This is a genomic window from Nisaea sp., from assembly GCF_039990255.1.
GTDB lineage: Bacteria > Pseudomonadota > Alphaproteobacteria > Thalassobaculales > Thalassobaculaceae > Nisaea.
In genome coordinates this window covers 596777-622858 of the sequence record NZ_JBDXGG010000018.1, presented here as the reverse complement: position 1 = coordinate 622858, position 26082 = coordinate 596777, and the positions used below count along the sequence as shown (strand labels likewise).

22 protein-coding genes are annotated in these 26082 nt (G+C 58.7%); 13 read left to right on the top strand and 9 right to left on the bottom strand.

Going from position 1 to position 26082, the window contains the following annotated elements; all coding sequences use genetic code 11:
* Positions 1 to 134 precede the first annotated feature (134 nt).
* Entirely contained in the window at positions 135 to 1010 is an 876-nt protein-coding gene (locus ABJ076_RS13150) for a MurR/RpiR family transcriptional regulator (RefSeq protein ID WP_348189145.1), read from the top strand.
* 11 nt (positions 1011 to 1021) lie between these two features.
* Here ABJ076_RS13150 and ABJ076_RS13145 read toward each other — a convergent pair whose 3' ends face one another.
* A complete protein-coding gene (locus tag ABJ076_RS13145; protein ID WP_348189147.1) occupies positions 1022 to 2059 on the bottom strand; it encodes a glycosyltransferase in 1038 nt (345 codons plus the stop codon).
* A 90-nt stretch (positions 2060 to 2149) separates the two neighbouring features.
* Here ABJ076_RS13145 and ABJ076_RS13140 point away from each other — a divergent pair, with 90 nt between their 5' ends.
* Positions 2150 to 3169 (top strand): glycosyltransferase family 9 protein, encoded by a 1020-nt coding sequence (locus ABJ076_RS13140; RefSeq protein WP_348189149.1) that lies wholly within the window; start codon positions 2150 to 2152, stop codon positions 3167 to 3169.
* Here the strand turns inward: ABJ076_RS13140 and ABJ076_RS13135 are convergent.
* The gene (locus ABJ076_RS13135; protein WP_348189150.1) at positions 3166 to 3507 is read right to left on the bottom strand and encodes a PilZ domain-containing protein; all 342 of its coding nucleotides are present in this window, start codon (positions 3505 to 3507) and stop codon (positions 3166 to 3168) included. The genes ABJ076_RS13140 and ABJ076_RS13135 overlap by 4 nt on opposite strands.
* 188 nt (positions 3508 to 3695) lie before the next feature.
* On the opposite strand from ABJ076_RS13135, the gene ABJ076_RS13130 reads away from it, so the two are divergent.
* The 7 genes from ABJ076_RS13130 to ABJ076_RS13100 all read left to right on the top strand — a co-directional run bounded on the left by ABJ076_RS13130 (position 3696) and on the right by ABJ076_RS13100 (position 11622).
* A complete protein-coding gene (locus tag ABJ076_RS13130) occupies positions 3696 to 4454 on the top strand; it encodes an ABC transporter ATP-binding protein (RefSeq protein ID WP_348189152.1) in 759 nt (252 codons plus the stop codon).
* Positions 4455 to 4624: 170 nt separating this feature from the next.
* Positions 4625 to 5545, top strand: a complete 921-nt coding sequence (locus ABJ076_RS13125; protein WP_348189154.1) for a sulfite exporter TauE/SafE family protein — start codon at positions 4625 to 4627, stop codon at positions 5543 to 5545.
* Positions 5538 to 6314, top strand: a complete 777-nt coding sequence (locus tag ABJ076_RS13120) for a TIGR02186 family protein (protein ID WP_348189156.1) — start codon at positions 5538 to 5540, stop codon at positions 6312 to 6314. The genes ABJ076_RS13125 and ABJ076_RS13120 overlap by 8 nt, the downstream gene beginning before the upstream one ends.
* Before the next feature lie 29 nt (positions 6315 to 6343).
* Positions 6344 to 6829 carry a universal stress protein gene (locus ABJ076_RS13115; protein WP_348189158.1) on the top strand — a complete coding sequence of 162 codons (486 nt, stop codon included), beginning with the start codon at positions 6344 to 6346 and terminating at the stop codon, positions 6827 to 6829.
* 150 nt (positions 6830 to 6979) lie between these two features.
* Entirely contained in the window at positions 6980 to 9859 is a 2880-nt protein-coding gene (locus tag ABJ076_RS13110; protein WP_348189160.1) for a molybdopterin oxidoreductase family protein, read from the top strand.
* Positions 9856 to 10662 carry a 4Fe-4S dicluster domain-containing protein gene (locus ABJ076_RS13105; protein ID WP_348189162.1) on the top strand — a complete coding sequence of 269 codons (807 nt, stop codon included), beginning with the start codon at positions 9856 to 9858 and terminating at the stop codon, positions 10660 to 10662. The genes ABJ076_RS13110 and ABJ076_RS13105 overlap by 4 nt, the downstream gene beginning before the upstream one ends.
* 9 nt (positions 10663 to 10671) lie before the next feature.
* The gene (locus ABJ076_RS13100; RefSeq protein WP_348189164.1) at positions 10672 to 11622 is read left to right on the top strand and encodes a DmsC/YnfH family molybdoenzyme membrane anchor subunit; all 951 of its coding nucleotides are present in this window, start codon (positions 10672 to 10674) and stop codon (positions 11620 to 11622) included.
* On the opposite strand, the gene ABJ076_RS13095 is transcribed toward ABJ076_RS13100, so the two are convergent.
* Positions 11601 to 12950, bottom strand: coding sequence for an MFS transporter (locus tag ABJ076_RS13095; RefSeq protein ID WP_348189166.1), 1350 nt, complete (start codon positions 12948 to 12950; stop codon positions 11601 to 11603). The genes ABJ076_RS13100 and ABJ076_RS13095 overlap by 22 nt on opposite strands.
* Before the next feature lie 216 nt (positions 12951 to 13166).
* On the opposite strand from ABJ076_RS13095, the gene ABJ076_RS13090 reads away from it, so the two are divergent.
* Entirely contained in the window at positions 13167 to 13379 is a 213-nt protein-coding gene (locus ABJ076_RS13090) for a DUF2842 domain-containing protein (protein WP_348189168.1), read from the top strand.
* A 115-nt stretch (positions 13380 to 13494) separates the two neighbouring features.
* Here the strand turns inward: ABJ076_RS13090 and ABJ076_RS13085 are convergent, their stop codons facing one another.
* Positions 13495 to 14712: a response regulator gene (locus ABJ076_RS13085; protein ID WP_348189170.1), complete on the bottom strand. Its 1218-nt coding sequence runs from the start codon at positions 14710 to 14712 to the stop codon at positions 13495 to 13497.
* Positions 14709 to 16433: an ATP-binding protein gene (locus tag ABJ076_RS13080; RefSeq protein ID WP_348189172.1), complete on the bottom strand. Its 1725-nt coding sequence runs from the start codon at positions 16431 to 16433 to the stop codon at positions 14709 to 14711. The genes ABJ076_RS13085 and ABJ076_RS13080 overlap by 4 nt, the downstream gene beginning before the upstream one ends.
* A 228-nt stretch (positions 16434 to 16661) precedes the next feature.
* On the opposite strand from ABJ076_RS13080, the gene ABJ076_RS13075 reads away from it, so the two are divergent.
* The 3 genes from ABJ076_RS13075 (at position 16662) to ABJ076_RS13065 (ending at position 19819) form a co-directional block, all read left to right on the top strand.
* Entirely contained in the window at positions 16662 to 17666 is a 1005-nt protein-coding gene (locus tag ABJ076_RS13075; protein ID WP_348189174.1) for a DctP family TRAP transporter solute-binding subunit, read from the top strand.
* A 98-nt stretch (positions 17667 to 17764) separates the two neighbouring features.
* Complete coding sequence (locus ABJ076_RS13070; RefSeq protein WP_348189176.1) at positions 17765 to 18439, top strand: TRAP transporter small permease; 675 nt, start codon at positions 17765 to 17767, stop codon at positions 18437 to 18439.
* Positions 18440 to 18442: 3 nt separating this feature from the next.
* Entirely contained in the window at positions 18443 to 19819 is a 1377-nt protein-coding gene (locus ABJ076_RS13065) for a TRAP transporter large permease (protein WP_348189178.1), read from the top strand.
* Between the two features lie 45 nt (positions 19820 to 19864).
* On the opposite strand, the gene pseB is transcribed toward ABJ076_RS13065, so the two are convergent.
* The 4 genes from pseB to ABJ076_RS13045 all read right to left on the bottom strand — a co-directional run bounded on the left by pseB (position 19865) and on the right by ABJ076_RS13045 (position 25914).
* The gene (pseB, locus tag ABJ076_RS13060; RefSeq protein WP_348189180.1) at positions 19865 to 20893 is read right to left on the bottom strand and encodes a UDP-N-acetylglucosamine 4,6-dehydratase (inverting); all 1029 of its coding nucleotides are present in this window, start codon (positions 20891 to 20893) and stop codon (positions 19865 to 19867) included.
* A gap of 85 nt (positions 20894 to 20978) precedes the next feature.
* Entirely contained in the window at positions 20979 to 22190 is a 1212-nt protein-coding gene (gene pseC, locus ABJ076_RS13055) for a UDP-4-amino-4,6-dideoxy-N-acetyl-beta-L-altrosamine transaminase (protein ID WP_348189182.1), read from the bottom strand.
* Positions 22191 to 22194: 4 nt separating this feature from the next.
* On the bottom strand, positions 22195 to 23532 hold the full coding sequence (locus tag ABJ076_RS13050) for an HlyD family type I secretion periplasmic adaptor subunit (protein WP_348189184.1): 1338 nt from the start codon (positions 23530 to 23532) through the stop codon (positions 22195 to 22197).
* A gap of 42 nt (positions 23533 to 23574) precedes the next feature.
* Positions 23575 to 25914: a type I secretion system permease/ATPase gene (locus tag ABJ076_RS13045; RefSeq protein WP_348189186.1), complete on the bottom strand. Its 2340-nt coding sequence runs from the start codon at positions 25912 to 25914 to the stop codon at positions 23575 to 23577.
* Positions 25915 to 26082 lie beyond the last annotated feature (168 nt).

The following is a 26082-nucleotide window of genomic DNA, read 5'->3' as shown; positions in this document are numbered from 1 at the left end:
CCTCTTGCTGGCATCTTTTCAACTTTGACCAAGCAGTCAAGATTAATTCTGAAAATTCTTCTTCTTTGATTTTTAAAATGTAACATTATTTTCAGAACAAAGAGCGGCGTCGCAGCGCCGACGGGGAGAAACAAGTGTCGGAAACCTCGGCAGGGACCGTCGCGGAACGTATCAGCCGCCTGTTTGAAACGCTCACGCATGCGGAACGCAAACTGAGTAACGTGATACTGGAGAACTATCCGGTCTCCGGACTCGGGACGATCACGGCGCTTGCCGAAATAGCAGAGGTATCAGCCCCCACCGTTGCCCGAATGGCCCGGAAGCTTGGATATGGCGGCTTCCCTGAATTGCAGACAGCCCTCCGGACGGAATTGGAAGCGACACTCTCCAGCCCCATAACAAAGCACGATAGCTGGGCCGCGAACGCACCGAACACCCATATCCTCAACCGTTTCGCGGATGCTGTGACGGACAATCTGCGCCAGACTCTGCAGCAACTGGATCTGGAGGATTTCGATGCGGTGGTTGACCTGCTTTCCGATCCGTCCCGCAACATCTACGTCGTCGGCGGCCGCATCAGCCGCTCCATGGCGGACTATCTGTACACCCACATGCAGGTCATTCGGGACCGGGTGACGCTGATCCCGCCCAACTCGAACACCTGGCCGCACTATGTGCTGAACATGACAGAAGGCGACGTTCTGGTGGCGTTCGACATCCGGCGATACGAGCACGACACCCACCGGCTCGCCGAGATGGCGACCGAACAAGGGGCACAAATCGTTCTTTTTACGGATCAGTGGGGCTCGCCCGCCGCGAAACATGCCCGGCACGGTTTCCGTGCCCGGATTGAGGCACCATCGGCCTGGGACAGCTCGGTTGTCATTATGTTCATTCTGGAAGCCCTGATCGCGGCGGTGGAGACAGAGCGTTGGGAAGAAACCCGGGACCGGATGAAAACGCTTGAGCAACTGTTCGACAGAACAAAGCTGTTCCGTAAATTCACCTGAAGCGGCACGGATTAGCGCCGGAAAGACTCGAGCAATTCCAGATACTGGCGCACCACGGTGTCCTCGCTGAATTTGGCCTCGTATTCAGCACGCCCGGCGGCAACGAGTGACCCGGCCAACACCTTGTCGGCAATCACCGCTTTCAGCTTTGCCGCCAACCCCTCCGCGTCCTCAAGTTCTGCCAACAAACCAGTCTCGCCGTCTCTGATCAGATGCACCGGACCTTCACTGCGAGCCGCGACCACAGGACGATCCCGAGCCCAGGCTTCGATAACCACGTTACCAAGCCCTTCGACCCGGCTGGAACAGACCAGAATGTTCGCTGTCGCCAACAGATCCGCCGTATCGTCACGCCATCCAAGAAAGACAACCCGGGACACCACATCAAGCTCTATTGCAAGCGCCTTCAGCGCCCCCTCTTCCGGGCCGGTCCCGGCTATCCAGAGGTACGCATCCGGCACCTTGGCGAGAGCGCGGATCAGAACGTCGAAGGCCTTGTTCCGGTGCAACCGGCCGAGTGCCAGCAACAATGGAGCATCTTTCGGCGTTCCAAAAACACTACGATCCAAAGCCTCCCCTGGCACGGCGTTGACAAAGTTAGGCAGGTAATGCAACCGCTCCGTCGGCCAGCCCTGCCCCATCATGTGATCGATCAGACCTGGCGCATTGCAGATCAGATGATCGAAACCCCGATAATATTTGATGTCGTAATAGCCGCCGATCCGGCCGGCGCGGATGTAGTCACCAGGCGGGGTTTTCGATGCCGCCCGGTTCATCCAGGCAAGCACGACATCTGGTGCGAAGGAGCGAATGTCTTTTCTCAACCGCCAGGGCGTCAAAAAGTCAATCGCGCCTCCAAAGCGGAGCTCGGTGAAATCGACACCCGCAGCACGCAGAATGCCGGCACGCCGATCATCCCGTCGGATCGCCACATGCTGTGCCACAGCCGCGCGGCGTTCAGGCTTCGCCATGGCGGAGACCAACCGTTCGAAAAACACTTCGGCGCCGCCGTGGCGCGCCCCAGCCATGGTCTGGTAAAGACGGATCATTCAAATATCAGAAAAGCTTGTGACAACGCGGCGCATTGTGGTGTAGCCGGGACCTGACCGCAAGCGCAGCCACTTCGGGAGTAATGAGACGTGGAAGCTGAAACCGCAGGAGCGAACCCACGCCACATCGGCGGAACGCTTGTCATCCAGCCACTGCCCGGTATCGGCGACGCAATCTGGCTTTTGCCACACCTGAAAAGCATTGCCGCGCAGACCGAGGAAAAGACAGTCACCTTGCTGACCAAGAAACGCTCTATGGCGGATGCACTGTTTCAGCGTCTGGACTGCGTGCGGGATGTGCTGTGGCTCGATGATGATCGGCATCGCGGACCTTTCGGTGGCTTCAACCTCGGCACAGCCCTCAAACCCTACGGATTCGACACCGTCTGGATCCTGCATGCGTCAGCCCGCTACGGACTTGCGAGCTGGCGTGCCGGTATCGGTGAACGGATCGGTTATGGCATTGGCTGGCAGGATGCATTCCTGACGTCGCAACACAGCCTGTCACGCGAAGCCCGAAAATTTACAGCCATCGAAAAAGCGAACCAACTCCTGCTGAACCACTCGGTGCCGAAGCTGGAATCGATGCCCAATCTGCCTGTCCCGGCATCCATGCGCGAAGAGAATATGCGCCGGTTTGCCGACCTGCCCCGCCCCTGGATCAGCTTCATCATCGGCGCCAGTGAGCCTTTCAAGCAGTGGGGTGCCGAAAATTTCGGGGCCCTCGCCGACCGACTTCGCCGGGAAACGGGTGGCACCATTTTCCTGATCGGCGGGCCAGGTGAAGCGGATCTCGCGGACAGGCTGCACACCCGCTTTGGGCGGCCGGACTGGATGATTCCCATGCTGACCCAACCCATTCTCGACTCCGCAGCCACCATTTCGGTAACGGATATCGCTGTTGGCAACGACACCGGCGGCCTCAACCTGGCCGCCGCGACAGGCATCCGGTCTGTCGGCCTGTTCGGTGGCTCCCGGCCAATGATGGAAGATAGCAGAATCGATGTTGTCATGCCGTACGGCGACGTGCGCTATGGCACTGACCGGATGTCGGATATTGGCCCGGACAGAGTTGCCGACAGGATCATCTCAACTCTCGCTGAGAATTAAACGCTCTTCTGCTCGTGCATCATCCGAAGCCAAACGGACACCACCGCCCCGGCCTCCGAAGAATCAAAACTGATTCGCGAGCCTCCGGTATCGTTACCGATCAGATGGCCGGTCAAATTGAGGCCCGACGCAGGATGCTTGATCGTCAGATCGGCGCCAGCTTGAGCCTCCACTGGTGGCTCAAGCCGGAGACCACCAACCGACACATTATCAATGATGCAATTATGCGCCGTGCCGTCCACCGTCACCTCAATTGGCGAGGTAACGGGATAGCGTTCGAACTGGCGTCTTTCATCTTTCGAAGAAAGGCCAATGGCCTGCAGTATCGCGTTCAACATGGTTCAGGACTCCTCCGGCACGAACGCCGAACGTTCAACCAATGATACGCACTCAATGCGATATTTAAAACGTGGTCTGTGCGAAAATAAACGCCAGAGACAAATTATTTCCGTCAACCAGTTAACTGTCGATTCCGAATAGCGCATTATCAGGCCAAGTACCAATCCAAAAGGACGGATCGGGCATCGTGAAGAAACTTACACTGGAAGACGTCCGGCATCGATTTGGTGGAATGCCGTCAGAGACTGAGGTGCATGCGGTCGGAGCAGCGGAATTCTCTCTTTCGGATGGAGAATTTCTGACAATTGTCGGACCATCGGGATGCGGAAAGTCGACGCTGCTGCGATTGGTCGCTGGCCTGATACCGCTGCGCGACGGACATATCAGCTTCGATGGCGCGTCAGTGACAGGCCCAAGTCCCCGGCGCGGGATGGTGTTTCAGCAACCCGCGCTTTTCCCTTGGCTGACGGTGGAACGGAACATCGCGTTCGGGGCGCGCTTCAGATCACTTTCCCGCAGTCAGACAGCAGATGTGACCGCGGAACTGATAAGCGCAGTCGGGCTGGAAGGCTTCGAGGCATTCTATCCCTCAACTCTCTCCGGCGGCATGCAACAGCGGGCGGCACTGGCGCGTACACTTGCGGGCGGGCCGGACCTGTTGCTGCTTGACGAGCCGTTCGGCGCACTTGATCAGCAAACCCGGGCAAAAATGCAAGTCTGGCTTGCCGGACTTCTGGCCGAGCGTGGCATTTCGGCTCTGCTGGTAACGCACGATATCGAGGAAGCCGTTTTTCTTTCCGACAGAGTGCTCGTGATGAGCGACAGGCCAGGGCGCATTGTCCGGGAAATCCATATCGACCTTCCCCGGCCGTGTAAGGCCCATATCAGAACAGATGCCAATTTCGTCGCTCTGAAAGCCAAGATCGGCGCGGCACTGGAGGGTTAAGCGAGGAAGTCACAGCCGCCAGGACCTCAACCGGCTAAATCGTTAGAACGACTACAAACAAGTCATGGCCTCACCGCATACTTTTCTGTTACTAAAGAGGGAATCGCTCGGCTGGCTGTGTATGCGGTCATCCGGTATCTGGTTTATCCCTGACCGTCCCCGCGGGGTCCATGTACATCTACCTGCCCATCGCAGAGATGTCGGTAAACGTCCTTACCATTCTGGCAATGGGCGGCGCCGTCGGCTTCCTCTCCGGCCTATTTGGTGTCGGCGGCGGGTTCCTTATGACTCCCATCCTGATTTTCATCGGCGTACCTGCGCCTGTGGCCGTCAGCACCGGCGCCAACCAGATTGTCGCCAGCTCGGTATCCGGCGTGATCGCCCACTGGCGACGCGGAAACCTTGATTTCACCATGGGCTTCGTCCTGCTGGCCGGCGGTATCGTCGGCTCGACGCTGGGCGTCCTCCTGTTCAAGTTTCTGGAAAGCCTCGGCCAGATCGATCTGGTCATTAAGCTCTGCTACGTGGTCTTCCTGGGTGTGATCGGCAGTCTGATGCTGCTGGAAAGCGTCCGCACCATCCTGCAGGTCCGGCAGAGCGGCGGACGCCGGCGGAAACTGCATCAACACACTTGGATGCACGGCCTGCCGTTCAAGATGCGGTTCCGCAAATCGAAGCTCTATATCAGTGCCCTGCTACCGCTCGGAATCGGCTGTTTTGTCGGTGTGCTCTCTGCCATTATGGGGGTTGGCGGCGGCTTCATCATGGTGCCGGCGATGATCTACATGCTTGGTATGCGGACCTCCATGGTGGTTGGGACCTCGCTGCTGCAGATCATTTTCGTCACAGCCAACGTGACCTTCCTGCAAGCTATCTCGACGCAGACCGTCGATGTCGTTCTCGCCATCCTTCTGCTGGTCGGGGCCGTTGTCGGAGCTCAATTCGGCAGCCAGTTTGCTGTCAAACTCAAAGGTGAACAGCTCCGCGGGTTGCTTGCGCTGATGGTTGTTGCCGTCTGCCTGAAGCTCGCATTCGATCTGGTGGTTACACCGGACGACCTCTATTCCATCGTGGTGGCCCACAATGGCTAAGCGCGAGAACAGGCTTACAAAGCTAGGCATCCTGCTACTTGCGATCACCGCACTGAGTTATGGAGCCGCCGACAAAGCCAGTGCGCAGGATCTAATCGCCGATCTTTCCAGCCACCGGGTCGACATTACAACGGGGTTTACGGGCGCCGATCTCCTGCTCTTCGGCTCGGTTGACGACGATGGCGATATTGTCGTCACGGTCTCGGGTCCGCGTGAGTCCGTGACGGTACGGCGCAAGGAGCGGGTTGCCGGTATCTGGATGAACACCCGCAGCATGCAATTCTCCGCCGCTCCGAACTTCTATGCCGTCGCTGCCAGCCGGCCATTGAAAGAAATCGCAGCCCTGGAAGTTCTGGAGCGCCAGCAGATCGGTGCGAACCACCTGCGGCTGCGCGCCTCCTCAAGCGGCAGCGAACTGCGGCCTGAGGACGAGGATATTTTCCGCAAGGCTCTTGTGAGGCGAAAACAAGCGCAGGGCCTCTATGCGACCGAGCCCGGCCAGGTCACCATAATCGCAGGCAAACTATTCCGCACCCAAGTCCATTTCCCGGCCAATTTGGCAACAGGAACCTACACTGCTGTCGTCTATCTGATCCGAGGCGGCCGCGTCGTCCACGCCCAGACAACTCCGTTATTGGTCGAAAAAGTCGGTGTGGGTGCAGAGGTTTACACCTTCGCGCACGAACGCTCCGCAATCTATGGGCTGGCCGCAATTCTGATCGCCGTCGCCGCAGGCTGGCTTGCCGCCGCTGTTTTCCGTAAAGTCTGAAGCCAGTATAGGCGGAACGGACAACACGCATGAATCAATTGACGGACGGATCGAAGCCAAGGGTCTTTCTCGTCGTTGTCGACGACAGCGAGGAGATGCTGATTGCTCTGCGTTTTGCCTGCCGCAGGGCGCGCCATAGCGGCGGCCATGTAGCGCTGTTCCGCTCTATTGAACCGCAGGAGTTCCAGCATTGGATGGGGGTTGGTGAATTGATGCGCGAGGAAGCCCGGGAAGATGCGGAAGCTCTTCTTGGCCAGCTTTCCGAGCAAGTCGTCGAAATCTCCGGACAGATCCCGATCATCTATGTCCGCGAAGGAGCCATCCGGGACGAATTGCTTAACTTGATCGATGAGGAGCCGAGTATCTCCGTTCTGGTGCTCGGCGCGAACACACAGGGCGAAAGCCCGGGGCCACTTGTCACTTACATGACCGGCAAAGGCGCCGCGCGCATGCGCGTTCCTGTCACCATTGTTCCCGGCAATCTCTCCAACGAGCAGATCGACGCGGTCACCTGACGCACAACGCCGATAAAGTCAATTCGTCCACCATTTCCGAACGAAACAAAAAGTCTTGTTTCCATCCTGACTTTTTCCGACAAGTCCTGCTATTGTCTCTGAAAATAATAATATAATGCGCCGAACAGGCCTTCCCGCCCCGGAGAGATAATGAGCATCAACCCGTTCGAGACGGTGATTGAAACAGTCGACACGTCGCCTGCAGTGTCCGATGAGACCAAATTCACGACCTGCTATATGTGTGCCTGCCGCTGCGGCATCAAAGTGCACCTCCGCGACGGAACGATCCGGTATATCGAGGGCAACAAGAACCACCCGGTGAACAAGGGTGTGCTCTGCGCCAAGGGCTCCGCCGGGATCATGCAGCATTACTCGCCGGCACGGCTGACCAAGCCGATGAAACGGGTTGGCGAGCGCGGCAGCGGCGAGTTCAAAGAAATCGAGTGGGACGAAGCCCTTGCCACTGCCTCCGAGTGGCTCGGCGATATACGCAAGAGCGATCCGCGCAAGCTCGCCTTCTTCACCGGCAGAGACCAGTCCCAGTCACTCACCGGGTGGTGGGCCAGCCAGTTCGGAACGCCGAACCACGCGGCCCATGGCGGCTTCTGTTCCGTGAACATGGCGGCGGCGGGGCTATATTCCATCGGCGGCTCCTTCTGGGAGTTCGGCGAACCGGACTGGGAGCACACCAAATTTTTCATGATGTTCGGCGTTGCCGAGGATCATGATTCGAACCCGATCAAGATGGGTCTCGGACACATAAAAACCCGTGGTGCCAAGTTCGTTTCCGTAAACCCTGTAAAGACAGGCTATTCCGCCATCGCGGATGAATGGGTCGGTATCCGGCCCGGCACGGACGGGCTGTTCATTCTAGCCCTAGTGCATGAGCTGCTGCGCGCCGGCAAGGTCGACCTGCAATATCTGGTGCGCTACACGAACGCCCCCTGGCTGGTGATCCAGGATCCGGGTGCCGCCGATCACGGCCTGTTCGCGCGCGATGCCGAAGGCCGCCCGCTTGCCTTTGACAAGAGTGGCGGCAAGGTGGTCTCCGCGCTGGAAGCAGACATTTCGCCTGATCTCGCCGGCGAACATGTCCTGCCGGACGGCCGGAAAGCCGTTCCCTCCTTCAAACTGCTGGCCGAACGGTATCTCGACCCGTCCTATGCGCCGGATGCTGTTGCCGAACAGACCGGCCTCGATGCCGCGACAATCAAGCGGCTGGCCGCCGAGATCGCCCATGCAGCCTTCGAGCAGGAAATTACCCTCGATATACCCTGGACTGACTGGGCTGGACGCCGGCACGAAAAGATGATCGGCCGCCCCGTCGCCATGCATGCGATGCGCGGTATCTCCGCACATTCCAACGGCTTCCATACCTGCCGCGCCCTGCACGTGCTTCAGATGTTGCTCGGCAGCATCGATTGCCCGGGCGGCTTCCGTTACAAGCCGCCCTTCCCGCGCCCGGCACCGCCGCCTCTGAAACCTGTGGGTCGAGCAGAACAGATCAAGCCGGGAACGCCCATGGCCGGACCGCCGCTCGGCTTCCCGATGGGCCCGGAAGACCTGCTGGTGGACGATGCCGGAAACCCGGCCCGGATCGACAAGGCCTTCTCCTGGGACGCACCGATGGCCGTGCACGGCATGATGCATATGGTCATCCACAATGCCTGGGCACAGGACCCGTACCCAATCGACACCCTGTTCATGTACATGGCCAACATGAGCTGGAATTCGACGATGAATTCCAGGGGAACGATGGAGAAGCTGACGGACAAGGACCCGGAAACCGGCGAATACCGGATACCGAAGATCATCTATTCCGACGCCTATGCCTCCGAGATGGTGGCCTATGCCGATCTGATCCTGCCGGATACCACCTATCTGGAGCGCTGGGACTGCATCTCCCTGCTGGACCGCCCGATCTGCGACGCTGACGGGGCGGCAGACTCTATCAGACAGCCGGTGGTGGCACCGGACCGGGACGTCCGGCCGTTCCAGGAAGTGCTGATCGATCTCGGCGTCCGCCTCGGGCTGCCGGGCCTCACCAATGAGGATGGCTCCGCGAAATATCCAGGCGGCTATCCCGATTATATCGCCAACCACGAACGCGCACCGGGCATTGGCCCGCTGGCGGGCTGGCGCGGCGCAGACGGAACCGAAGGCGGCAAGGGCGCGCCGAACCCGGACCAGCTCAAGCGTTACGTGGAGAACGAGTGCTTCTGGCGCCATGAGTTCAAGCCGGAAGAGCGCTACTACAAGCACGCAAACAAAACCTATCTGGAAACAGCAACACGCCTCGGCTTCATCGGCGCGCCGAACCAGATCATAATGCAGCTCTATGTCGAGCCGTTGCAGCAGTTCCGGCTGGCCGCCGAAGGGCATGGCGCCAACCAGCCGCCGGAAAAGGACCGCGACCGGATCAAACGCTATTTCGACCCACTGCCGATCTGGTATCAGCCGTTCGAGGAAAGCCAGGTCGATACCGACAGCTTCCCGATGCACGCAATCACCCAGCGCCCGGCGGCAATGTATCATTCATGGGGCGGCCAGAACGCCTGGTTGCGCCAGTTGCACGGTAAGAACCCGCTCTTCATGAACCGGAAGCAGGGCGAGAAGCTCGGCATCGCGGACGGAGACTGGGTCTATGTCACCTCCCATCACGGCCAAATCAAGGTGCCGGTGAAACTGATGGAAGGCGTCAATCCGGACACTGCCTGGACCTGGAACGCTATCGGCAAACGCCGAGGTGCTTGGAACCTCGGCAAGGACGCTCCGGAGACGACGAAGGGTTTCCTGCTGAACCACGTGATCTCCGAGCTGCTACCCGCACGCAAGGACGGCTACCGCTATGCCAATGCGGACCCGGTCACCGGCCAGGCCGCCTGGTATGATCTGCGGGTTCGGATCGAGAAAGCGGAGGATGATCACCCAGAGACGGTTTCGGAGCCGCAATTCCCTGTCCTGAAGACAGCACCGACGGCGAAACGTCCAAAAGGGCCGCTCCAATACAAAGGGAGGCGCGGCCAATGACCTCTCTTCCAGCAGCCCTTCCCGCTTCGGCCGGGGGCAAGAAACTCGGTCTCGTCATCGATCTTGATATCTGCGTCGGCTGCCATGCCTGCGCGGTGAACTGCAAGGAATGGAACACCAGTGGCCATTCGGCGCCGCTGACGGATTGGAACGCCTATAGCGCCGACGCCGAGGAAGACGGCGACGAAGGAGCGTGGGGTGTCTGGTTCAACCGCATCCATACCTTCGAGGCCGGTGACGGCGAAGACGCCCGTACAGTACATTTCCCACGCTCCTGCCTGCACTGCGATACACCCGACTGTGTCACCGTCTGCCCGACAGGCGCCTCCTACAAGCGCGCTGAGGACGGCATTGTTCTGGTAAACGCGGATCTCTGCATCGGCTGTAAACTCTGCTCCTGGGCGTGTCCCTATGGCGCGCGGGAGTACGACAAGACCGAAGGCGTGATGAAAAAATGCACCCTCTGCGTCGACAAGATCTACAATGAAAACTTGGAAGAACAGGATCGTGTCCCGGCCTGCGTCTCGACTTGCCCAGCCAGCGCCCGCCATTTCGGTGATCTCGGCGACCCGGACTCCGATGTCTCTAAACTGGTTGCCGAGCGCACCGGGTACGAGCTGATGCCGGAGATGGGCTATAAGCCGGTCAATCGCTATCTGCCGCCGCGCCCGCGCCGCAACAAGGCAGAGGATTTCGGCGCGCCGGAACGGCTCGCGGATCTTGCCCGGCGGGTTCCCGCAGGAGAGACCTCTTCCGACGCCACTGGCCTGCTCGGCTGGCTCGACACCATGCTTTCCCGCTGAGGACCGCAGATGCATCCCGCCCTCTCAGTCATCTTCTTCACCACCGCCTCCGGCGCCGGCTACGGCATGCTGGTCTGGCTAGCGCTGCATGCCGCCCTCACTGGCGATGCGAACCCGCTGATCGGCTGGATTGGTTTCCCGCTTGCCCTTGGTCTTATTACTGCCGGGCTGCTGAGCTCCACCTTCCACCTCGGACACCCGGAACGGGCCTGGCGCGCGATGAGCCAGTGGCGGAGCTCATGGCTGTCACGCGAAGGTCTCCTCGCCGTGCTGACATATATACCGGCGCTTCTGTTTGCCGCCGGATGGCTGTTGTTGGGTCACAACGACGGGCCATGGATGCTGGCCGGAGCGGCGGCTGCCGTACTGGCCCTCGTCACGGTCTATTGTACGGCAATGATCTATCAGTGCCTGAAGACCATCCCGCGCTGGCATAACAGTTTCACCGTGCCCGGATATCTCGCCATGGCGATGGCGACCGGAGGCCTTTGGCTGCTGCCGCTTCTCGCTCTTTCGGGCAACGACCTGCGGGCAATGGCCTTGTCTACAATGGGCTTCCTGCTGCTTTCAGCAGCGATCAAGTGGCGCTATTGGATCGCGATGGACAATGCGGCTCCAACTGCGACATCTGGCACCGCAACCGGGCTCGCAAGTCTCGGAACCGTGCGGTTGCTGGAAGGACCTACAACGTCAGAGACTTACGTGATGCGCGAGATGGGCTACAAGATCGGACGAAAACATGCAGTGAAGCTCCGGCGTCTTGCAGCTTTCTTCGGCCTGGTGATCCCAATTGCGGTTCTGTCTGCCGTGCTCGCTATGCCCGGCTCCGGCACGATGGCAAGCGGCCTGGTTTTGCTCGCGGCCATCTCGGGCAGTGTGGGCGTTGTCGTGGAACGCTGGCTCTATTTTGCCGAAGCGAAGCACGTCTCGACGCTCTATTACGGCGAAGAGTTTGCCTGAACCCATTCCTCGGCCTCGCCTTCGACCGCTGACTCGATAACCTCGTCGTAGGAGAAATCCTTCGGCAGGTTCTCGTCCATCACGTTCGGCTCGACTTCCTCGATAAACTCGCCACGCGGATCGAGTTCAGCAACGATGGCCGAAGTCCGGGCATAAGCGACGTACGGCCCCTGCTCTTCCATGGTCGGCGCCTCGCTGCGCAACATCCGGTAAACAGCGAAGATGCCAACGGAAAAGCCCACAAAGGCGGTGAACTGGAACAGGCCGCCGGGTCCCACTTTATCCATGGCAAACGCACCGATAATCGGTCCGATGGACGACCCCAAGCTCGCCGCGATCAGGATACCGGCTGCAGCGGGCACCAGGTCGGAGGCGTCCACATGATCGTTCACGTGGGAGATCGCCAAGGGATAGAGCGCGAAGTTGAGCCCGCCAAAGACCACCATCAAGCCAAGAAACATAAATATCCCGCCATCAAACAGCAGCGCGATGGCGAGAGACACACCGCCCACGGCAAAGAGCACAACCGCAATCACTGTACGACGGTCGAAAAAGTCGGAGAGCTTTCCGATCGGATATTGCAGCAACAGGCCGCCAAACATGGTCACCGTCATCATTGTTGCGATCTGCGCGACCGAAAACCCGATCTGGTTACCGAAAATCGGACCGAGGCCCATGACAACCGCTCCCAGAACACCGCTGGCAAAACTGCAAATCATGCCGAGTGGCGAGACCTTGAATAGTTCTGCCATGCTGAGACGGGACGGTGCCAACTCTCCCGCCGTCGCCCGGCTGGCCAGCGACAGCGGGACCAAAGCAAGCGAGAAGAGGATCGAAGCCACGCTGTAAAGTATGAAGCTGGTCGGCGGCGAGAGATTGAGGATCTGCTGCCCCGCAGCCATACCGAAATAGATCACCACGACATAAATCGAGAGCATACCGCCACGTCGCGTATTCGAAACCGCACCATTCAGCCAACTCTCAGCGACCATAAGCGCCCCGGCGATGCAGATGCCGGTTCCAAAGCGTAACAGCGACCAGAAATACGGATCGACGAATATTGCGTGGGCAACCGCACAGGCAGAGATGATAGAGGCGAATGCCGCAAACGAGCGTACATGCCCAACACTCTCGATAATCCGTCCGCAGAACACAGCCCCGACAAGCTGACCAATGAAGTAAGCAGCGGTAACCAGACCCGCGACAGTCGTATCGAATCCCTCCTGGCTCATACGCAGGGCGATCAGACTGTGAAACAACCCGTTCGCGGTCCACAGGAACGCGACGGAAATCATCAAGGCAACGATGGGGTGACCTAGCATGCTCATCGGAAAACCGTTTCGGTTGCGCGTGGCCCTTTATACAGAGCAGCCCTTAGGGCAAGAGAGGCATCAAAGTCTCGCTTCCCGGCGACGGAGGAGGCGCAAACAGGATGATTTACCAACCAGTCTCAACAGTTTTATAAAAACCCCGGCCTTCTGCAACGGTTGACAGATTCCCTCTCCGGCGCATATCGATGCCGATCACGTAAAATGGAGTCCCCCATGCGCTGGCGCACTGCCCTCGGCGGAATCATAATGATCGTCGGCCTTATCGCCTATATCGTGGGCACCGTAACCATCGCGAACCACATGCTGCCTCAGCACTGGCTCGCCGAGCTGATTTTTTACCCTATTGCCGGCTTCCTGTGGATTTTCCCCGCAATCAGCTTGATTGGCTGGACCAAAAAAGACAAAGAGCCGCCGCTGAATCTTTAATGCGGCAACGTCTGGAAAACCCATTCATGACGGCCGGAGCTGGGCAATTCATCAACCCAGGCAAGTTTACCCGGGCCACAATTATGCGAACGTCAGTCAATCTGACGACTCTCGTTCAGCCTTCCCGGAAATCCCTGGCGGACAGTCCGAAACGCGACAGGCGGTCGTAGAACGTATTGCGCGGTACGCCCAGTATCCTGGCTGCCTCGGCTGCCTTCCCGCTGGTGCGCTTCAGCGTTTCCGTCAGAACCATTTTCTCGAATGCCTCAACCTGTTCCGCCAGAGTCCCCTGTCCGGCGCCATTGCTCTGGACCCGTGCACCCAGGGCATAGGTCATGGCAAAAGCACGCAGTTCCGGCAGACTGCCCGGCCAGGACCGGGTCATGATCTCAGTCAGGGTAGTTGTCGCTATTTCCGGCATGTCCATGTCGAGGCTACGCACCGTAAGGCGAAGGATATTCTCAAAAATCTCCGGCAGGTCGTCTCTTCGCTCATCCAGTGACGGAACCCGAACTTCCACTACCGTCGCGCCCTCGAAAATCGGATCCAGACGCTCCAAATCCGCAAGCGGAAGCGTCGAGGATGATATGACGCGAAGCTCCGGGCAACGGTGTATCAACGCCCGCACATCCTCTATCTGGTCTGGAGTGGCACACTCGACGCTTTTCAAAGATAGGTCCGCCGGGCCTTCGGGCACACGCAGGCGCTGCACAGCATCCGACGAGGCGTAAGAAAGGTTCAGAGTAAGGAACACACGTGGCTCAGCCGAAAGAGTATTGATCGCAAAAGCTGCCTCTTTCCGGCCCGTCCCCTTCTGGCCATGCAGATGGATATGACAGTCGCTCGCGGCCACCCGGCGAAGCGCCGTGCGCAATGCTGTCGAGACAGGCCCAGAACCCGGGAAACTCCGTGCCGCGGCATCGCTGCGTTCAAGCGCCCGCTCGATCCGGCGGGATTTCAACACAAGATCTCTATGCTCAATCGCCCTGAGGACAACATCGACCAGACGATCCGTTCCGACAGGCTTTTCGAGATATTCGTATGCTCCCTCCTTTATTGCCCGCATAGCCGTCGGCACATCGCTGTGCCCAGTCAGCAGGATCACCGGCAGCTCCGGATCGGCCCCACGAGCCGCCGACAGCACGGCGAAACCATCCTGATGCGGCATCCGGATATCTGACAAGACGATGCCAGCGAAATTCGCCCGGATAGTCCGCTTTGCCTGCACATAACTGCTCGCTGAAATGACAGCCAGATCGGCAAGCTCAAGCGTCTGCGCCAACGAGTTGCGCAAGGCATCGTCATCCTCGATCAGCAGCACCTGCCCGGTCATTGCACTACCTTTTCGGTCAATGGGAGGCGAACGGTGAATACCGCTCCGCCATGCACACCGTTTCGACACGAAAGTGTCCCGCCAAAACTACGAATGATCCCATAGGAAATCGACAGCCCGAGGCCAAGGCCTTTCGAGGCACCAAGCTCCTTGGTTGTGTAAAACGGCTCAAACACCCGGGTCGGGTCTGGGATACCTGGTCCGGTATCGGCAAGTTCCAGAACAGCGTCGCTCGTATCAATTTTCAGCGTCACGTCGATCCGCTTTATACCCGACGATGCCATCGCATCCTGTGCGTTGGTCAGGATATTGACCACGACCTGTTGCAGACGGACCTCGCCACCAACGACCAGCACCTGCTGGTCAGGTCGTGACCAGGACAAGACGATCCCGTCCCTGTTAAAAGACGGCATCGAGAGGGTGATCGCATGTTCAATGGCGGCGACGAGGTCTACAGGTTCTGTGGCGACGGTTTCGCCTTCATTTCGGGCGAAGGCGCGCAGATTTCGGATGATCTTGTCGATCCGCTGCACCTGGACGGATATCTGACTGAGATTGTCGGCTGCATCGTTGAACCGGTTCCGGTCGAGTAGCTTTTGCCCGTTCTCCGACAGGTTCAGAATGGCCGCGAGTGGCTGGTTAAGCTCGTGGCTGATCCCCGCAGACATTTCTCCAAGCGCGGTGAGTTCGGAAGCCTGGACAAGCTGCTCCTGTGCCACTTTCAGCTCTGACGTGCGCCGGTCGACACGCTCTTCGAGATGCGCGTTTACCGCCGCCTCGATCGCCAGACGATCTGCCATACGCCGTCGCCAAAGCGCCGCGATCAGCATCGCCAACCCCAATGCCCCGAGAACAGTCGTGGTCAGTAAACCGCGCAATGTGGCAGCGGTCCTAGCCGGGGCCGTGTCAAGAAAACCGCGTGCGATCATGTTCACCTGCGGTAATTCACGGGTTACGACAAGAGCATGTTTCGGCAATTCGATAGCCTTGGAGAAGGACCACACTTCGTGGCCGCCTTCATGCGCCAAAGTGTGACGTGGAAATGGTTCAAATCTGGAGTCATCTTTTCCCCGACTCTCATCCCGCCGGCTCAAAAGCGATTGTCTGGTCGAGGCGAACACGGTTTGCGACGCATCGAAGAAACAGATCGCCTCCGGATCGACCCCCCATTCAAATTCCAGCGCCGCAACATCGATGGTCAGGAATATCGCACCCTTTGCAGGAGCCGCACCATCTAGGATGCCGCGGCTCAACCGGATCATTCTGCGACCATCATCGTCGAAAGCCGCTTCCAGTCCCAGACGGCCATTCCGCGCCGCACGCAACAGGGAAGTATCAACCGGGCCATCGACTGGTTCCGGTTGTGTCTCAGGAGATGAAGACGCCACCAGACGGCCGTCCGCGTTGGTCAATTTGATCCGGTCGGCGCCATAGGTCAGAACAGAGTCGATCAACAGGTCTTCAATAACCTCCGGGGAAACACCTCCAGAGACGCTTTCGATAACCAGTGGATGTCGCGCTAGCAAATTGATCAGATATGAATAGCCGGAAAGCTGGCCCATCAGGCGGTCACTCGCCTGTTGCACCCGAATTCTGCCGGTCTCATCCAGCTGGTCAAGAGATCCCAGATAGGCATGGCGATACACCAGCCAGCCAGCCAGCATGGAGAAAAGCGCATAGAACGCGCAAAGAAAGACAACGGTCGCCTTGAGCCGTGACATGATACCCGGACTGCTGGTCGCCTTCCCGAAACGAATACGGGTCGCGAAAGTTCACAATGATTTGCCCGAAAATTCGGACAAATGAAGTTCTTGCGCACATTAGCAAAAGTTAGTGTGCTGACTTTAAAGAAAAAAAAAATTACCTGAATTGGCGATTGCCCAGTTGAGCGAGACAAATTCAGTTATCAGCCTATGCGGATTCAACCGCGTGTCTATCGGGAGGACACAATGAAGAAGTTTTTTGCTGCCGCTCTGGCGGCTGCCGCCCTTATTACGCCTGGCGCTGCTTATGCCAATTGCGATGACGGCGAGGTTGTCATCAAATTCAGCCATGTCACCAACACCGACCGGCACCCGAAGGGTATCGCTGCGTCGCTGCTGGAAAAGCGCGTGAACGAGGAAATGAACGGTAAGGCCTGCATGCAGGTTTTCCCGAACTCAACCCTCTATAACGACAACAAGGTTCTGGAAGCGATGCTTCAGGGCGACGTGCAGCTCGCCGCTCCGTCGCTGTCCAAGTTCGAGAAGTTCACCAAGAAGTTTCGCCTGTTCGATCTGCCGTTCATGTTCAAGGACATCAACGCTGTTGAGGCCTACCAGAACTCAGCGGCCGGCCAAGATTTGCTCGACAGCATGCAGCGCCGCGGTCTGCAAGGTCTCGGCTACTGGCATAACGGTATGAAGCAGATGTCAGCGAATAAACCGTTGCTTATGCCATCCGACGCGAATGGCCTGAAGTTCCGCGTGCAGTCTTCGGAAGTGCTGGTCGCCCAGATGGAAGCCATCGGCGGCACCCCGCAGAAGATGGCCTTCTCCGAAGTCTACGGCGCCCTGCAGCAGGGTGTTGTCGACGGTCAGGAAAACACCTGGTCGAACATCTACGGCAAGAAGTTCTTCGAAGTGCAGGATGGCACCACCGAGACCAATCACGGCATCATCGATTACCTGCTGGTCACCTCCGTCGACTGGCTGGAAAGCCTGAAGCCGGACGTGCGTGACCAGTTCCTGAAGATCGTTGCCGAAGTGACCAATACACGAAACCAGGAATCAACAGCCGTTAACGAAGCTGCCAAGCAGTCCGTAATCAAGGCTGGCGGGACCGTTCGCACCCTGACGCCGGAGCAGCGTTCTGCCTGGGTTGATGTGATGAAGCCGGTCTGGGCCAAGTTCGAAAAAGACGTCGGCTCCGACAATATCGCCGCTGCACAGGCCGCGAACAGCCTGACGAACTAACTCCACAGCACTAAACTCCAAGGCAACGGCTCGGACTTTAGCCTTGTCGCGCGGTGCGGACCTCCCTCCGCACCGCGCTTATTTCTGGGGCGCACGCGATGACGACCACCCCCCTTACCGACCGGATCGAGGAAACCGCTATAGCGGTGATCCTCGGATCCATGACCGTGATCACCTTCGCCAATGTGATCGCACGCTATGTTTTCGATTCAGGCATTCTCTGGGCTCTTGAAGTCACCGTCTTCCTGTTCGGCTGGCTTGTACTTCTCGGCGCTGCCTACGCGGTCAAGATCCGCGCTCATCTGGGCGTCGATGTTGTTACCGCGGCCCTCACCTCACCAAAACGCCGCATCCTGGCGCTGCTCGCCTGCACCATATGTGTTCTCTATGCCTTCCTGCTGCTGAAGGGGTCGTGGGATTACTGGGCAAACTTCGCAAACCTTCCGGCCACCGAAGGCCGCTGGTTTCCGCTCGGCTTTGAAGACAAGTTCCGAGAAAAAGGCTGGTACGAGACAGAAGACACACCAATGCCGGACATTTTCGGCTTCCGTCCGCTTGACTGGCTGCAGGACGTCTTCAACGAGGGGGAGGCTTACGAAAAAATTCCCCGTCTCATTCCCTACGCCATTCTGCCAATTGCGATGGCGTTACTACTGTTTCGTTTCGTTATGGCCGGCATAGCAATCTGGCGCGGCCGGATGGAAGGGCTGATTGCCAGCCATGAAGTCGAGGACGCCGTCGACGAAGCCGCCAAAAAACTGAAGGATCTCTGATCCATGGAAGTCGCCCTTCTCTTCCTCGCCATTATCATGCTGCTGCTGATCGGGGTCCCCATCGCGGTCGCGCTTGGCTTGTCATCCATTCTGTTCCTGCTGGCTTTTTCGGACTCGTCCCTGGCTTCCATTGCGCAAACTCTCTTTAGCGCTTTTGAAGGCCACTATACGCTGTTGGCGATTCCTTTCTTTATTCTCGCCTCTTCCTTCATGTCGACGGGCGGGGTCGCGAAACGGATCATCCGGTTCTCCATCGCCTGCGTTGGGCATTTCCCGGGCGGCCTTGCCATTGCCGGTGTCTTCGCCTGCATGATGTTCGCCGCTCTCTCCGGCTCCTCGCCCGCGACTGTGGTCGCCATCGGTACCATCGTGATCGCCGGCATGCGCCAGGTTGGTTACACCAAGGAATTCGCGGCCGGTGTAATCTGCAATGCCGGAACCCTCGGCATCCTGATCCCGCCTTCCATCGTCATGGTGGTCTATGCTGCTGCCGTGGAAGTCTCGGTCGGCCGCATGTTCCTTGCCGGTGTGATCCCGGGCCTGTTGGCCGGGCTTTCGCTCATGGCGGCGATCTACATCATGGCGAAGTGGAAGAACCTGCCGAAAGGGGAATGGGCCGGCTGGCGCGAGATTTATGCCAGCGCCAAGGATGCCTCCTGGGGGCTGCTGCTGATCGTCATCATCATGGGCGGCATCTATGGAGGCGTTTTCACACCGACCGAAGCAGCGGCCGTCGCGGCCGTCTATGCCTGGATCATCGCAACCTTCGTTTACCGGGACATGGGTCCGCTGGCGACCGAAGGCGAGGCACGCAATGTCTCCCTGTTCCGCCAGCCCAGCGCAGTGCTGACAGCGCTCTACCACCCGGACACACGCAAGACCCTGTTCGATGCCGGCAAGCTGACAGTGACGCTGCTGTTCGTCATCGCCAATGCGCTGATTCTGAAGCACGTTCTGACCGACGAGCAGATCCCCCAGCAGATCACCGAAACCATGCTGGCCTACGGTTTCGGGCCAGTGATGTTCCTGGTCGCTGTGAACGTGATCCTGCTAATCGGCGGGCAGTTCATGGAACCGTCGGGCCTGCTGGTCATTGTGGCACCGTTGGTCTTCCCGATCGCCATGGAACTCGGTATCGACCCGATCCATCTCGGCATCATCATGGTGGTGAACATGGAGATCGGCATGATCACGCCGCCCGTCGGGCTCAACCTGTTTGTCACCTCGGGTGTCGCCGGTATGCCGATGATGTCAGTGGTGAAGGCAGCCCTGCCATTTCTGGCAGTCCTCTTCGCCTTCCTCATCCTCGTAACATATGTTCCATGGATCTCGACGGTGTTGCCGAATGCTGTGATGGGACCGGAGATCGCTACAAACTAAAATAAATCAGGCCGCGCCCTCGTCCGGGTGTGGCCTGCTGCATGTTCAGATCGACGACATCATCTTGTTAAGATCGCCGCCGCTCAGCCAGTCCGTATTGGTATCACTTGCATAGCGGAATTCGGCGGGTACCAACTTGCAGCCTTCAGCCAGATAGTCATCCAGCACCCGGTCACTTTGGGCCGGAAGGATGACATACCGGTCTTCCAGTTCAACCGTGGTGCGGGAATCGTCTTCCGAGATCATCACCTCATGCAGCTTCTCGCCCGGCCGGATGCCCACATTGCGGAGCGGCAGACCGGGGGCCATGGTTTTTGCCACGTCCGTAATCTTCATGCTCGGGATCTTCGGCACGAAAATCTCGCGGCCCTTCATCATCTCCATACTGGAGAGAACGAAGTTCACACCCTGCTGCAGGGTGATCCAGAAGCGTGTCATGCGCTCATCTGTGATCGGCAAATCCGCAGACCTATCGTCAATCAGCTTCTGGAAGAAGGGAATCACACTTCCGCGCGAGCCGATGACATTTCCATAGCGAACAACAGCGAAACGGCAGCCGTCTGCTCCGGAAATATTGTTGGCAGCAACAAAGATCTTGTCAGAGGCAAGCTTGGTCGCACCATAGAGATTGATCGGGTTTGCCGCCTTGTCCGTCGACAGAGCAATGACCTTCTTCACCCCGGTCCGAAGCGCCGCCTTCACGATGTTTTCAGCGCCATAGATGTTTGTCTGAACGCATTCAAACGGATTGTATTCGGCTGCCGGCACATGCTTCATTGCCGCTGCATGAACGACATAATCCACGCCGCGCATCGCCAATTCCAAACGGTCAACATCGCGCACATCGCCGATGAAATAGCGGATCGGCTTGCCGGGCACCGAGGGGTAATCCTGGCCCATGTCATAATGCTTCTGCTCGTCCCGTGAGAACACGATACAGCGGCGCATTTCCGAGAATTCCAGCGCCGTGCGCACGAATTCCTTCCCGAAAGAGCCTGTGCCGCCTGTAACCAGCACCGTCTTGCCATTGAGATCGATATGGTCGGTATCAAACGAGAATGGTTGATAGCTCATGCGGCTCGGAGCCTCCCCCTAAGACATTCGAATCATTTTATTTTGCCCTGTTTCCCGCATCTGCGGAAGAGGCAGGTTTGATCCCTTATGTCCCGAGTACCTCAGCCAGTGCCTCAACCACCCAGTTAACATCTGCCTCATCCATCGCCGGAAAAAGCGGCAGGCTGAGGCAGCGGGCGTAATAGGCGTCCGCGCCGGGCAGGGACTTGGTCTGGTACCGGCTCGCGTAATAAGGCTGGCGATGAACTGGAATGTAATGCACCTGGGTGCCAATGCCGCGCTCTTTCAGCGCTGTCATGACCGCCGTCCTGGTAGTGCCCAGCGCCGCGAAATCGATCAGGGCCACCGCGAGGTGCCAAGCGGGGCTGCAGCCTGGAGCAACCTTCTGCATCGCGACGTGCGGACCAAGGCCGTCCAGCAGCTCCTGATAGCGCCCCCGGAGAACACTGCGCTTGGCGACGAAGCTGTCGAGTTTGCCCAGTTGGCTCAAGCCGAGAGCGGCATTGATGTCGGAGAGCCGGTAATTATAGCCGGGCTCATGCATCTCGTAATACCAGGGAGCCGGGACGCCATCTTCAAATCCCATGCGCTTGTTCAGGAAGTTCTCGGGCTCCCGCACGAGGCCGTGATTCCTGCTCCGCCGGAGCGTGTCTGCAAAGCGGTCGCTGTTGGTTGTCAGCATGCCGCCCTCGCCCGTTGCGATGGTCTTCACCGGGTGGGTCGAGAACATCGTGATACCGCCGCGCGGACAGGACCCGACGGGTTTCATACTGCCGCCGACCTCATATTCCGCGCCGATTGCATGACAGGCATCCTCGACCAGCACCAGTTCAGGGAACTCCGCGGCGAGTTCATCCACATTGACCGTATGTCCGGTCAGATGGACCGGAAAGATCGCTTTGACCGTCCCTTTAGACATACCCGCGATGGCCCGTTGTACGTCCTCCAGGCGCATCACGCCTGTTTCCGGATCCACATCGGCGAAAAGAACATCCGCCTTGACGTATCGGGCGGCATTGGCCGTGGCCAGGAAGGTCACGCTCGGAACGATAACGATGTCGCCGAAATCAAGGTTCAGAGCAATAGCCGCCATGTGCAGACCCGCCGTTCCGCTGGAACAGGCAATCGCATGTTTTGCACCGACGCGCTCGGCGAAAGCCGCCTCGTAGGCCTCCACAGCTGGACCTGTGGTCAGCCAGTCTCCGCGCAGCACGTCGAGAACGGCCTGCTCGTCGGCCTCGTCGAGCATCTGTCTGCCGTAGGGAAGAAAAGAACGCTTGTCGGACACATCATTCATCGGATCAGTTTTCCCTCAATCCAAGCTCGAAACTGCGCACCAGTGGGGCAAGCAGATATTCGAGCAAGGTCTGGTCGCCGGTCGAAATTATCACGGTTGCCGGCATCCCCTGTACTAACTCCAGTTTAGGCTGCCTCGCCAGACTGTCGCCGTCGAGAACGATCCGAGCCTCGTAAAAGGGCGCACCCTGCTCGGGCTGCACGATATCAGCCGAAATACTTGCCAACTCGCCATCAATAGGTTGCGTGGTACGCTGACTGAAAGAGGTCAGCCTGATGCTGGCTTCCGCGCCGACCGAGACCACATCGATATCGGTCGGATCGATCCGCGCCTTCACCACCAGCGTATCTCCCTGCGGCACAATCCCCATGACCGGCTCCCCGGGAGCGACAACGCCACCGACCGTATGGAACCGCAGACCGTAGACCTGCCCGTCCTGCGGTGCCCGGATGCGGGTCCGGTCAAGCGCATCCCGAGCACCAGTCAGACGATCCTTCAAGTCTATCATCTGATCCTGCACCTGACGCAGGTTGGTCTCAACCTCGGTCTTGAATCGCTCTTCTGTGTTCAGCAACTGGAATTCGGTCTCGGCAATGGTCTGTTCGGCCCGTGCGACCAACGCCCTGCGGTTTCCAATACTTCCTTCCAGCTGCACCGCAGTGCGCTCGAGAGACAAAAGGCGTGGTTTGCGCTCCAACCCTTTTTCGTACAACTCCCGGACATCCGCGATTTCTTCCTGGATCAGCTCGTATTGCCGCCCATCCGCGCGCTGCTGCGCCCCGAGTGCAGTGATCTCCTCACGGGTCTTCTGGATGCGGCGGCGAAGCAACCCGAACTGGCTGTCGCGGGCACTGATACGGGTCTCGAACAGGCGTCTCTGACCGGCGATAACTTCTCCCACATCGTCGTCAGCCGACTGCGACAGGAGTTCCGAGGGGAAATTCACCTCTGCCAGATTATCCCGCTCGGCCACCAATCGTGCCTTGCTGCCAAGGTGTGTCAGAAACTGCTTATGCAGCAGCTCGTATTCAACCCGCGCCCGGGTATCGTCCAGCTTGATCAAAACCTCCCCTGCGCGCACCAGATCGCCGTCCCGGACATTGATCGCTTCGATAATCCCACCTTCAAGATGCTGAACTGTTTTCTGGTTGGAGGAGACCTGCAACTGCCCCTGCGCGATCGCGCCGCTGCCGAGTTGGGCCAGAGATGCCCACAATCCGAAACCGCCGAAGAATGCCAGCAATATGATGAAACCCGTCCACACGACAGGCCGCCAAGCTTTCGGGTTTTCAGCCTCAGAAAGCTCAGAACCGTCGCTTAGGTCATCTACGGCATTCGACATTAATAGTTCCTGACAACGGACATTGCGCCCGGTTCCGGGCGATTACGACTTGGCACGGGGGCGTCCCGAAATGGATTGTATGTCCGCGATATTGAGGGCCGCGACCGGCCGGGCATTCGTCGCCGGTGGTGGCGAGAGTGGGCGGGAAACCGAAGGCTGTTCGACATGCTTCTCAGCGCGCGGTTCCTGCGTGTTCGCCGGTTTCGGAGCCGGACGTACCGGTCCGGAAGGAGGCGGTTCCATGCGCACTGTCGTTTCCATTTTCGGCGGCCGTATCATTGGCGCAGACTCGCCAGCCTTTTCAGACTGAGGCGAAGCACCGGGGCCGGGGCCGGCAGTTGGTCGGGCGGCCAGAATTTCCATAGCCTGGGCCGAGCCTTGACCAAGTTGCGGCCTGACGCCATGGCCAGTACCTGGCTGCAGAGTCGGCGGCGTCGTCTTGCCGGAACGCGTCCGGCGCGCCGACGGCATTTCGGGAATGCGTGGCGGCGGAGGCAAATTAGCTGCTGCGGGCACGCCGCGCGGTGCCGGTCCTGGTCCTGCCCGCGGAGGTGACGGCATGCGGCGGCGCTCAACCTCGGATTTGTCCTCTTCAGCTTTGGACGGCGCCGGCTTATTTGAAGCGCGTTGTACGGGAGCCTTGGGAGTCGATGCACCGGTCCCACCTGACGAAGGCGACGCGGAGGCGGGAGCCCCTCCCATACCGGCACTCGCCAGCACTTCATCACGGGAGCCGTATTTGTTGATCATGCCATCCTGCAGAACCAGCAGCTGATTCATATTGGCGAGGGTCTGCACCCGATGCGTGATCATGATAACCGTGGCGCCACGTTCCTTAAGGACATTGACCGCATGCGCCAGTGCTTCATCACCCTTTGAATCCAGGTTAGAGTTCGGCTCGTCCAGAACCACAAGAGACGGGTCGCCATAGAGCGCGCGGGCAAGCGCGACGCGCTGCCGCTGGCCACCAGAAAGGATCGCACCGGCATTGCCAATATCGGTGTCGTAGCCGTTTGGTAATTGCAGGATAAGCTCATGCAGACCGGCAAGCTTCGCCGCATCGATCACCTGTTCCGGATTCGGATCGGCGTCAAGGCGCGCTATGTTCTCCGCGACGGACCCACCGAACAGCTCGATATCCTGCGGCATGTAACCGACATGCTTGCCTAGGCTTCCGGTGTCCCAGTTGAATATATCGGAGCCGTCGAGCCGGACATGCCCGACATGCGGCTTCTCGACCCCAACAATAAGGCGTGCCAATGTAGATTTTCCGGCAGCAGACGGGCCGACGACACCCAGCGCCTCACCCGGCTTAACCTCAAGGCTGATGCGCTGAAGGATCGGTCGCGGCGCACCGCGCGGCTGATACCCGACATTCTCCAGAACCAGATGCCCTTTCGGTGCCGGCAGTTCCATCCGGCGAATGCCAGACTGGGCATTGACCAGCGCCGTCTCGATACTCTTGTACGCCGCCAGCGCATCGACCAACTGGCGGGCCTGGCTGATACCCATTTCGACCGGCTGCAGGGCGCGACCAAGAATCAGCGAACAGGCGATCATCATCCCCGGTGTCATGTCGACCGCCGGATCGATGATCTGCAAGACGGCAACCGTCATAATCACCATCTGGATCAGCATCCTTGCGGACTTCGACATCGAACTGAGAATGGCGGCACGGTCACTTGCCCGCCCTTGCAGGGTGAGAACCTTTTCGTTTTCCCGATGCCAGCGCGCCATCACGTTCCGGCGCATGCCCATACTTTCAACAACCGCCGCATTACGAACGGCGGATTCCGCTGCCGAATAGGCTTTGGAGGAGAACTCCTGTGCCGCGTTGAGTGCCGGCCGCGTCATCCGGTCGTTGACGATGCCAAGCACCAGCATGACCACAGCGCCGGCTATTGCCGCCATACCCATGTGCGGATTGATAAAGAAAATAAGGGCCATGAAAACCGGCACCCACGGCAAATCAAGCATGGTGAGCATGCCGGGGCCCGTCAGGAACATCCGGAGTGTTCCGAGCGAACGAAGCGGGTTGCTATTCGGCTGGCTGCCCCGGTCAAGCGCATCGGTGATGATCGAGGAGAGCAGAATCGGGCCAATGCGGCGATCAATCCAGCCACTGATCCGAACGAAAGCGTAAGCGCGAATTGTGTCGAGCGATGCCTGGATGCCGAGCGTGAAAGCGGCGATTCCCAGCAGCAGGTAAAGCGTTGACTCGCTGCGACTTGCCAGCACGCGGTCGAACACCTGGAACATGAAGACCGGCAGGGTCAGCATCAGCATGTTCACTGCGAAACTGAAAATGCCAGCCGACATCAAGGCCGTATAGCAGGCTCGCATCAACCGATTTACGGTTACGGGCTGATCCGCCCCTGCCATTGAATCACCTCGGTATCGAATATCCAAACGAAGCCGCGCATCTCAACTTGCGCGGCTTTTGCCTCGAAAACTATCAATACCATACATGATTCGCCGATGCGAAACATGAAGTTGAGCGTCTTGTTTATTGATTTATCGTCAAAAAAGGCCTGCCGGAACAGCCCCCTT

Bases quoted from the DNA above. Each gene is read 5' to 3' on its own strand.
- ABJ076_RS13145 (WP_348189147.1), bottom strand. From the start codon at position 2,059: ATGATCCGTCTTTACCAGACCATGGCTGGGGCGCGCCACGGCGGCGCC.
- ABJ076_RS13135 (WP_348189150.1), bottom strand. From the start codon at position 3,507: ATGTTGAACGCGATACTGCAGGCCATTGGCCTTTCTTCGAAAGATGAA.
- ABJ076_RS13125 (WP_348189154.1), top strand. From the start codon at position 4,625: ATGTACATCTACCTGCCCATCGCAGAGATGTCGGTAAACGTCCTTACC.
- ABJ076_RS13120 (WP_348189156.1), top strand. From the start codon at position 5,538: ATGGCTAAGCGCGAGAACAGGCTTACAAAGCTAGGCATCCTGCTACTT.
- ABJ076_RS13115 (WP_348189158.1), top strand. From the start codon at position 6,344: ATGAATCAATTGACGGACGGATCGAAGCCAAGGGTCTTTCTCGTCGTT.
- ABJ076_RS13110 (WP_348189160.1), top strand. From the start codon at position 6,980: ATGAGCATCAACCCGTTCGAGACGGTGATTGAAACAGTCGACACGTCG.
- ABJ076_RS13105 (WP_348189162.1), top strand. From the start codon at position 9,856: ATGACCTCTCTTCCAGCAGCCCTTCCCGCTTCGGCCGGGGGCAAGAAA.
- ABJ076_RS13100 (WP_348189164.1), top strand. From the start codon at position 10,672: ATGCATCCCGCCCTCTCAGTCATCTTCTTCACCACCGCCTCCGGCGCC.
- ABJ076_RS13095 (WP_348189166.1), bottom strand. From the start codon at position 12,950: ATGAGCATGCTAGGTCACCCCATCGTTGCCTTGATGATTTCCGTCGCG.
- ABJ076_RS13090 (WP_348189168.1), top strand. From the start codon at position 13,167: ATGCGCTGGCGCACTGCCCTCGGCGGAATCATAATGATCGTCGGCCTT.
- ABJ076_RS13085 (WP_348189170.1), bottom strand. From the start codon at position 14,712: ATGACCGGGCAGGTGCTGCTGATCGAGGATGACGATGCCTTGCGCAAC.
- ABJ076_RS13080 (WP_348189172.1), bottom strand. From the start codon at position 16,433: ATGTCACGGCTCAAGGCGACCGTTGTCTTTCTTTGCGCGTTCTATGCG.
- ABJ076_RS13075 (WP_348189174.1), top strand. From the start codon at position 16,662: ATGAAGAAGTTTTTTGCTGCCGCTCTGGCGGCTGCCGCCCTTATTACG.
- ABJ076_RS13070 (WP_348189176.1), top strand. From the start codon at position 17,765: ATGACGACCACCCCCCTTACCGACCGGATCGAGGAAACCGCTATAGCG.
- ABJ076_RS13065 (WP_348189178.1), top strand. From the start codon at position 18,443: ATGGAAGTCGCCCTTCTCTTCCTCGCCATTATCATGCTGCTGCTGATC.
- pseB (WP_348189180.1), bottom strand. From the start codon at position 20,893: ATGAGCTATCAACCATTCTCGTTTGATACCGACCATATCGATCTCAAT.
- pseC (WP_348189182.1), bottom strand. From the start codon at position 22,190: ATGAATGATGTGTCCGACAAGCGTTCTTTTCTTCCCTACGGCAGACAG.
- ABJ076_RS13050 (WP_348189184.1), bottom strand. From the start codon at position 23,532: ATGTCGAATGCCGTAGATGACCTAAGCGACGGTTCTGAGCTTTCTGAG.
- ABJ076_RS13045 (WP_348189186.1), bottom strand. From the start codon at position 25,914: ATGGCAGGGGCGGATCAGCCCGTAACCGTAAATCGGTTGATGCGAGCC.